Raw genomic sequence first — 8,217 nt, 5'->3', positions numbered from 1 at the left:
CGCAGCATCCCGTACTCGAGCGCCGGCACGGCGTTGCCCGTCAGCACCACGGCGAGGATCGAGGCGATGCCGCTCATCGAGTCCCAGAGGGCGTGCAGCACGGAGACGGCGAGGAAGACGCCGATGACGCCGATCGTGAAGCGGTAGCGCCGGCCGTCGCGGGCCGCTGCGAACAGCGCCGCCCCGAACACGGCCGTCCAGAGCACGTGGCCGAGCGGGGTGAGCAGCGCGCGCAGGGCCTCCGACTGCAGGAGCCCGGCGAGGCTGATGCCCTGCTGGGTGATGGCGGCGTTGAACGCGTAGCCCGCGGACTCGAAGGCCGCGAACCCGGCGCCGACGGTCGCGCCGAGCAGGGCGCCCTGCCGGGCGGTCTTCGGCACGAGGCTGCGTCCGACGACGATGACCAGCACGGCCTTCACTGCCTCCTCGATGAGGCCGACCCCGAAGTAGAGCAGCGGCGTCGCCTGCAGCCGGGACTCGAGCAGCGAGGCGCCCAGCACGCCGAGCACGCCGCTGACGAAGAACGCGACGATGAGGTGGGTGACCGTGAAGCTGCGGCTGATCCGCTCCGCCGCGAACAGCACGACCGAGAACGGCACCAGGAAGCTGCCGACCAGGATGAGGGTCGGCACGAGGTTCGCGTTCAGCGTGACGACCGTCACGAGGATGCTGAGACCCCAGAGCAGGAGCCCGGCGAGCAGCCCCTTCCACCACCAACCGTGCCGGTGCGTGATCTCGGGGGCGTCCTGCAGGCCGGTCCTCGGGACCGGCGGGTAGGTGGTCATACCTCCATCATCGACAGCGTGCTGAACGTGCTCCGGATGGATCCGGGGAGGGCTCCGAGGGTGGTCTTCAGGCCGGAGCGCCCCGCACCCGCGCCGTGAGGTACAGCCGATGGGCGGTGATCACGATCGCGAGCCAGGCCGCGCCGAGCAGCCATCCGGCCAGCACGTCGGTGAACCAGTGGGCGCCGAGCAGGATCCGGGTGAGCCCGACGACGACGGCGATCACGACCGCGGCGACGACCGTCGCCGTGCGACCCGCGACGGTCCTGCGCCGCAGCAGGATCAGGTAGGCCACGACCCCGGCGATGACCGTGGCGTTCAGGGTGTGCCCGCTCGGGAACGACGGCGAGGACTCGAACGGCGGGATCGCGTCGATCCGCAGCGGGCGGTGCCGGTCGATGATGTCCTTGCCCGCGATCGTCATGGCGAGCGACCCCGCGCCGGCCGCGACCACGAGGATGACGGGGGTCCACGACCGGCGGCGCAGCGCCAGGATCGCGATGGCGACGAGCGCGAGGATCGGCATCCCGATCGGCCCGAAGCCGTATGCGACGGCGCCGGCGATCCCGTCGGCCACGGGGGAGCGCAGGCCCTTCACCGCCTGGAGCACGGGCCTGTCGAACCCCGCGACGCCGTCCCGTTCCGTCACGGCGTCGTAGACGCGCGAGGCCAGGAAGGCCAGCAGGAAGATCACGACCACGCCGACGGCGAGCGTCGCCACCAGTGCGCCGTGGGCGCCGATCCGGTGCGAGGCGGCCTCGGCTCCCTTCGCGAGCGACCTGCCGGGGCGGCTCGTCCACGCGACGAGCGGGCGGTCTCCGACGGTGATGTCATGCCGCAGCTCGCCGGCGACACCGGCCTCGGACGGCGGCGGGGTCAGGGGATCGGTCACGTCGCTCCTCGGTCGGCCTCCGAGCCTGCCCTATCGGGCCGAGCGCGAACTGAGCCCGTCCCGAGTGCAGGTTCACGCGCGGTGTGCAGGACCGGACCCCGTGGTTCGAACCTGCAGACGATCCGGGATCCTGCAGACCGCACGGATCCGAGGGCAGCCGTCAGCGCTCGACCGGCACCTCGGCGACGAGGACGACGGCGTGGTCGTCGCTGCGCAGGTCCACATGGCCGAGCACGGTGCGCAGCACCGGGATGACCGGGGCGAGCGCCGCCCGCGGCGGACGGATGCGCACAGGGATCGTCAGCTCGAGCACCGCTTCGAGGTCCTGGCCGACCAGCACGGCGATGCCCGGGCGGTCGGGGTCGAGCAGCGGCAGCGCCGCGACGAGGCTGCGGATGGCGGTCCGCTGCTCCTGGTTCATCCGCTCGGCGTAGCCCTGCCGGTCGGTGACCGCGAAGCCGGCCTCGGCCAGCCAGTCCCGCCGCAGGTCGGCCAGCAGCGCGGCGCGAAGGCCCGTGGCGAGCACCCGTGCGCGACGGCCGTCCGCGTCGTGCAGCTCGCCGTCGGCGATGATCTCGCTGAGCAGGGGCACCACCTCGGCCTCGAGGCGCGCGATCGTCTCCTGCTGCACGGACAGGCGCACCATGTCGGCGACCGTCGTGATCCCGGCGCGAGGCCCGGGGTCTCGGGCGAGACGGCGCAGCGCGGCCCGCGCGAAGGCGGCGGCAGCGCAGGCCGGGGCGACGATCGAGGTCATCGCCACGGATGCGCGCGCGAACGGCGGCACCTGCAGCGCGACGAACTGCGACACGACCGCCGCGGTGACCCCGACGACGACCGCGGCGACGAGGCCGCCCGCGAGCACCTCCTGCGGCGGCCGCAGGCCCGCGACGACGAACAGGAAGATCGGCACGGTGACGAGGCCCCAGTCGTCGTGCACGAGGCCGTTCGCCCCCAGCTGTGCGAGCTCGTCGAGCAGGAAGGCGAGCAGGGACACCCCGAGCACGAGCACGTGGCTGCGCAGCCGGAACGGCGCGCGGAAGGGACTCGCGGTCACCGTCGCGGCCGCCCCCGCGAGCGCGACGAGCAGGATCGCGGCGATCTCGAGCGGCCAGCTCGCGATCTCGTCCGCCTCGACGGCGGTCACACCGATGGCGGTGAGCAGCGCGAGGCAGGCGCCGCCGATGGCGAACAGCCGTCCCGATTCGGCCGCGTCGAGCGGATCCTGCTGCTGCAGCGTGTCCTCGAGCTGCATCATGCGTCCGAACCGATCAGTCCGGGCGTCGCGGTGCGCGGGACGGTGAGCAGGACGGTGGTGCCGACGCCCGGCCGCGCGAAGACCCGCACGGTGCCGCCGGCGTCCTCGATCCGGGCGCGGACGGAGCCGGCGAGGCCGAGCCGATCGGGTGCGACGGACGCCTCGTCGAACCCGGCGCCGTCGTCGGTGATCATCACGGACACCCCGTCGGTCTCCGGCAGCACGGTGAGCTCGGCCGCGTCCGTGCCCGCATGGCGGACGATGTTCGAGAGGCACTGGTCCACGGCGCCGCCGAGCGCGTGGTGCACCTCGGGCGGCAGGTCGTCGAGAGCGGCCAGCTCGCCGTCCACCCGCACCGTGATGCCCGCGGCCGAGGCCCGCTCGACCGCCGCGGCCACGGCGCCGCCCGGGCGCGGCACGGCGGCGAGGGCCGGCGCCTCGTCCCAGTCCGGGGTGGCGAGCAGCTCGAGCGTGGCGGAGAGCCGCGCCGCCAGCGCAGGGGCGATCGGGCCCGGCTCGCTCGTCGCGAGCACCGCGAGGTCGTTCAGCACGGTGTCGTGCACCACCCGGGCCGCGCGGGACCTCGCGATCGCGCGGGTGTGCAGCAGCGCGTCCTCGTCCGCCGCCCTCGCGAACGCGCGCCGCGGCGCCTCGGCGCGGTACCGGGCGACGGCGAACCCGATGCTCGCGAGCACCACGATGCCGAGCGCGCCGAACTCCGCGCCGTCGAAGCCCCATGCGTAGCCCAGACGGGGCCCGAGCACCGCGCAGAGCGTTTCGCAGACGATCACGACCGCGATGCTGAAGGCGGCGGGCGCCCACCGGCGTCCGCTGTTCACGCAGTAGGCGATCAGCGCGATCTTGAACAGCGAGAACCCGAACGACGCCGTCGTCTGGTCGAGCCCGCTGGAGAGGTGCAGGGTCGCGAGGTAGAAGGCGAAGCCGGCCTCCATCACGAGGAAGGCGCCAACCGCGACGATCCGGCGCAGGCGCCGAGGGATCCGCAGCCCGAGCGCGAGACCCGCCGCCGCCGCGACCGCCGTGCCGATCGCCGGGGTGACCACCCCGGCCAGGCCGTTCTCGGGCAGCAGCACCTCGGCGATCGCGACCGTCGACATGACCAGCGTGAGGGTCGCGTACCACAGCGCACCGCTGCGCAGACCGGCCGTCAGCGCACGCGCGTAGCGGTCGGGGCCTGGCTGCATGGCGGGGATGCTACGTGCCGGCACGACGCCGGGGGAGCCCCGCACGCCCGCCGCGGGTCTCGAGGCGGTAACACCCTCGCAACGCGCCGGCGGCGCGCGACCGCCGAGCCGTCAGCCGACCGCCTGCGCGAACCCCAGCGTCGCGTCGGCGAGGTGCTGCAGGCCCTCGGGGATGGGCCGGCCCTTCGCCGCCATCGACTGCGCCCACAGCCGTCCGGCGCGGTAGGACGAGCGGACGAGCGGGCCGGCGAGCACCCCGAGGAAGCCGATCTCCTCGGCGGCGGTCTTGAAGTCGACGAACTCCTCCGGCTTGACCCAGCGGGCGACCGGCAGGTGCCGCGGCGTCGGGCGCAGGTACTGGGTGAGCGTGATGATGTCGCAGCCGGCGTCGTGCAGGTGCTCGAGCGCCTCGAGCACCTCCTGCGGCTCCTCCCCCATCCCGAGGATGAGGTTCGACTTCGTCACGAGGCCCGCGTCGCGCGCCTGGGTGATCACGCCGAGCGACCGCTCGTAGCGGAACGCCGGCCGGATGCGCTTGAAGATCCGCGGGACGGTCTCGACGTTGTGCGCGAAGACCTCGGGGCGGGAGGAGAAGACCTCGGCGAGCAGGTCGGGGTTGCCGGAGAAGTCCGTGGCGAGGATCTCGACGCCGGTGCCCGGGTTCTGCCGGTGGATCTCCCGGACGGTCTCGGCGTGCAGCCACGCGCCCTCGTCGGGGAGGTCGTCGCGGGCGACGCCGGTGACGGTGGCGTAGCGCAGCCGCATCCGCGCGACCGACTCGGCCACGCGGCGCGGCTCGTCGGTGTCGTAGTCGGCGGGCTTGCCGGTGTCGATCTGGCAGAAGTCGCAGCGCCTGGTGCACTGCGAGCCGCCGATGAGGAAGGTGGCCTCGCGGTCCTCCCAGCACTCGTAGATGTTCGGGCAGCCCGCCTCCTGGCAGACGGTGTGCAGGCCCTCCTCCTTCACGAGTCCCTGCAGCTCCCGGTACTCGGGGCCGAGGTTCGCGCGGGTGCGGATCCACTCGGGCTTGCGCTCGATCGGCACCGAGGCGTTGCGCGCCTCGATGCGGAGCATCTTGCGGCCCTCGCCGACGTGCGGGTCGGCGCCGGTCGACGGGAGCGCGACGGGGCGGCTCATGCGGCCACCGCCGGCGCGACGAGGACCTCGTCGAGGTGCCGCAGGACCGACGGCACGACATCCGCCGGGGTGATGGTGCGGCCGGTGAGCATCGACAGCGACGTGACGCCCGCGTCGCGGATGCCGCAGGGCACGATCGCCGCGTAGGGCGCGAGGTCGTTCGAGCAGTTCAGCGCGAAGCCGTGCATCGTGACGCCCTCCTGGACGCGGAGGCCGATCGCGCCGATCTTGTCCCAGCCGCCTGCGGTGCGGACCCAGACGCCGCTGCGACCCTCGACCCGCTCCCCCGTCACGCCGAAGTCGGCGGCGACGGCGATCATCATCGTCTCGAGGTCGCGCACGAAGGCGACCACGTCCACCCCCGTCGCACGGCCGGAGGGCCGCGCCGTACGGCCCTCCGGAACCGGCTCCCGGGACCCAGGCTCGTGCAGCCGCACGATCGGATAGCCGGTGAGCTGCCCCGGCCCATGCCAGGTGATCTTGCCGCCGCGGTCCACGTCGACGACCGGTGTGCCGTCGGTGGGACGCTCATCCGCCACCGTGCGCTTCCCGGCCGTGAACACCGGTTCGTGCTCGCACAGCACGAGGGACCCCTCGGCGCCCGCGACCACCGCGGCGTGGAGCTCCCGCTGCAGCGCCCAGCCCTCGTGGTAGTCGAGCAGGTCCGGGGCGAGTCGGGTGATGACGTCGAGCATCGCATCCTCCTGAAGGATCGGCCGCGCCGGCGTCGGCGGAGCCGATCCGAGCGTACGTCGTCCCGCGCCCTCCCCCGGTGCACGGGCCGCCCCGCCCGCCCACGGAATACTGGGTGCAGGACGGATCCGCGACACGACGGGAGGCGAGGATGACCGACACCGGTACCGGCGGCGAGCCGAAGCCGACCGACGACGTCCCCACGACGACGGGGCCTGTCCGGCCGGCCAAGCACAAGCGCGCCGCACCCCGCCCGACGCTGAACACGCAGCCCTCCCCCGTGCAGCGTCCCACCTCCACGCGGCCCGACGACGCGCCGGCCGCCCCGCCGGCTCCGGAGCGCGAGATCCCGCCCGAGCCCGCGGCGCTCGCGGCCGAGCAGACCGCCGCCGAACCCGCGCCGCCCGCAGCACCCGCGGACGATCGGCCCTCCCGGGAGTCCTTCCTCGCCGACGAGGACGATCACCGCCCACCCACCCGCGGATGGCGGCGCACCGCTGCGGCGCTCGGCATCCGGGTGCAGCCCTCCGCCGAGGAGCTGGCCGAGCGCGCCGACGTGCGCGCGGTGAGCCGCCACCTGCCCGCATCTCGGACCGTCGCGATCGTGAACGGCAAGGGCGGCGCGAACAAGACGCCGACCACCGCGTTGCTCGCGGCGGTCTTCGCCCGCTACGGCGGCGCCGGAGTGCTCGCGTGGGACAACAACGAGACCCGCGGCACGCTCGGCTGGCGCACCGAGCAGGACCCCCACGACGCCACAGTGCACGACCTGCTCCCCCACGCGGCCGAGCTGCTCGCGCCGGCGGCATCCGCATCCGACCTGCTGCGCTTCGTGCACCACCAGCGCGAGGACAAGTACGACGTGCTGCGGTCGAACCCCCGCATCCTGGCCGACCAGCAGCGGCTCACGCGGGTCGAGTTCGACGCGCTGCACCAGGTCGCGCGCAAGTACTACCGGCTGCTGTTCCTCGACTCCGGCAACGACGAGTCCGCGGAGCGCTGGCAGCAGATGATCGAGCGGGCGGACGCCCTCGTGATCGCGACCACCGCGCTCGGCGAGCACGCCGAGGCGGGCGCGCTGCTGCTCGAGCAGCTCGCGGAGCGCGACGCCCGGGCCGCGGCGCTCGCCGCGAACGCCACCGTCGTCGTGTCGCAGTCCGACCCCGACCTCGGCCACGGCGACGCCCGCGAGGTGGCGCTGCGGTTCCGCAGCCTCGCCCGCTCGGCGGTGACCATCCCATTCGATGACGCCCTGCACAGCGGGCGCATCCGCTACAGCGCGCTCGCGCCCCGCACGCAGCGCGCCTGGCTGCACGCCGCCGCCGAGGTGGCCGCCGGGCTCACGGGCGGCCACCGGTGATCGCCGGGGTCGAGACGGGCGGCACGAAGGTCGTCTGCGGCATCGCCCACCGGGACGCGCCGGGGGAGCCGCTCGAGGTGCGCCGCTTCCCGACGACCACGCCGGAGGAGACGACGGCGCGGATCGACGCCTACTTCGCGGAGGTCGGCGAGCCGCTCGAGGCGCTCGGCGTCGCCTCGTTCGGCCCGGTGAACGTGGAGCCGGACCGCCCCCGCTACGGCTGGGTGACGAGCACCCCGAAGCGCGGCTGGCAGGACACGGACCTGCTCGGCCGGATCCCGCTGGCCGCGCGGGTGCCGCACGTCGTGCTCAGCGACGTGGTGGCCGCCGCGCTCGGGGAGCATCGGCACGGCGCCGCCGCGGACGCGCGCACGACCGCGTACGCGACCGTCGGCACAGGGATCGGCGCGGGGCTCGTGGTCCACGACATGCCGGTGCACGGCAACGGCTTCCCGGAGCTCGGGCATCTCCTGGTCCGCCGCCACCCGAAGGACGGCTTCGCCGGCACCTGCCCGTACCACGGCGACTGCCTCGAGGGCCTCGCGTCCGGCCCCGCCGTGCTCGCCCGGTGGGGCGTCGACTCGTCCTCGATCCCCGCGGACCGGCGTGCCGAGGCGCACGAGATCCTCGGCTCCTACCTCGCGCAGCTGGTCGGCGTCGTCCTCATGACGATCGGCGCCGACCGGATGGTGATGGGCGGCGGGGTGCTGAAGGCGCCGGGCCTGCTCGACGAGGTGCGGCGGCAGGTGCCGCGGCTCGACGCCGGTTACACCCTCCGCGACGGGGCCTCGGAGCCCGGCGCGGTCGCCCGGCTCGTCGTGCCGCCCGCGCTCGAGGACGCCGGCCTCGTCGGCGCGCTCACGGCCGCGGCGGACCTGCCGGCCTGA

Annotated in this window: 8 protein-coding genes; 2 read left to right on the top strand and 6 right to left on the bottom strand. The window is 74.4% G+C overall.

The window, feature by feature from the left end; genetic code table 11:
* From VIG76_RS14745 to lipB, 6 genes are all read right to left on the bottom strand, one after another.
* Positions 1 to 785: PrsW family intramembrane metalloprotease (locus VIG76_RS14745; protein ID WP_331955511.1), on the bottom strand; the 785-nt coding region annotated here is incomplete at its 3' end.
* Positions 786 to 852: 67 nt separating this feature from the next.
* Positions 853 to 1,677, bottom strand: a complete 825-nt coding sequence (locus tag VIG76_RS14740; RefSeq protein ID WP_331955509.1) for a phosphatase PAP2 family protein — start codon at positions 1,675 to 1,677, stop codon at positions 853 to 855.
* 160 nt (positions 1,678 to 1,837) lie between these two features.
* A complete protein-coding gene (locus VIG76_RS14735; protein ID WP_331955507.1) occupies positions 1,838 to 2,935 on the bottom strand; it encodes a hypothetical protein in 1,098 nt (365 codons plus the stop codon).
* Positions 2,932 to 4,140, bottom strand: a complete 1,209-nt coding sequence (locus tag VIG76_RS14730) for a sensor histidine kinase (RefSeq protein WP_331955505.1) — start codon at positions 4,138 to 4,140, stop codon at positions 2,932 to 2,934. The genes VIG76_RS14735 and VIG76_RS14730 overlap by 4 nt, the downstream gene beginning before the upstream one ends.
* Positions 4,141 to 4,251: 111 nt before the next feature.
* Positions 4,252 to 5,214 carry a lipoyl synthase gene (lipA, locus tag VIG76_RS14725; RefSeq protein WP_414640658.1) on the bottom strand — a complete coding sequence of 321 codons (963 nt, stop codon included), beginning with the start codon at positions 5,212 to 5,214 and terminating at the stop codon, positions 4,252 to 4,254.
* A 59-nt stretch (positions 5,215 to 5,273) separates the two neighbouring features.
* The gene (gene lipB / locus VIG76_RS14720; protein WP_331955501.1) at positions 5,274 to 5,972 is read right to left on the bottom strand and encodes a lipoyl(octanoyl) transferase LipB; all 699 of its coding nucleotides are present in this window, start codon (positions 5,970 to 5,972) and stop codon (positions 5,274 to 5,276) included.
* Between the two features lie 149 nt (positions 5,973 to 6,121).
* Between lipB and VIG76_RS14715 the strand changes: the two genes are divergently transcribed.
* Together VIG76_RS14715 and VIG76_RS14710 are read left to right on the top strand one after the other, a co-directional pair.
* Positions 6,122 to 7,330 carry a MinD/ParA family ATP-binding protein gene (locus VIG76_RS14715; RefSeq protein WP_331955499.1) on the top strand — a complete coding sequence of 403 codons (1,209 nt, stop codon included), beginning with the start codon at positions 6,122 to 6,124 and terminating at the stop codon, positions 7,328 to 7,330.
* Positions 7,327 to 8,217 carry an ROK family protein gene (locus VIG76_RS14710; RefSeq protein WP_331955497.1) on the top strand — a complete coding sequence of 297 codons (891 nt, stop codon included), beginning with the start codon at positions 7,327 to 7,329 and terminating at the stop codon, positions 8,215 to 8,217. Before VIG76_RS14715 ends, VIG76_RS14710 begins: the two co-directional genes overlap by 4 nt.

Source organism: Amnibacterium sp. (assembly GCF_036559085.1).
GTDB lineage: Bacteria > Actinomycetota > Actinomycetes > Actinomycetales > Microbacteriaceae > Amnibacterium.
Note: the sequence above shows the minus strand (reverse complement) of the source record. Positions and strands in the feature narration are given on the sequence as shown.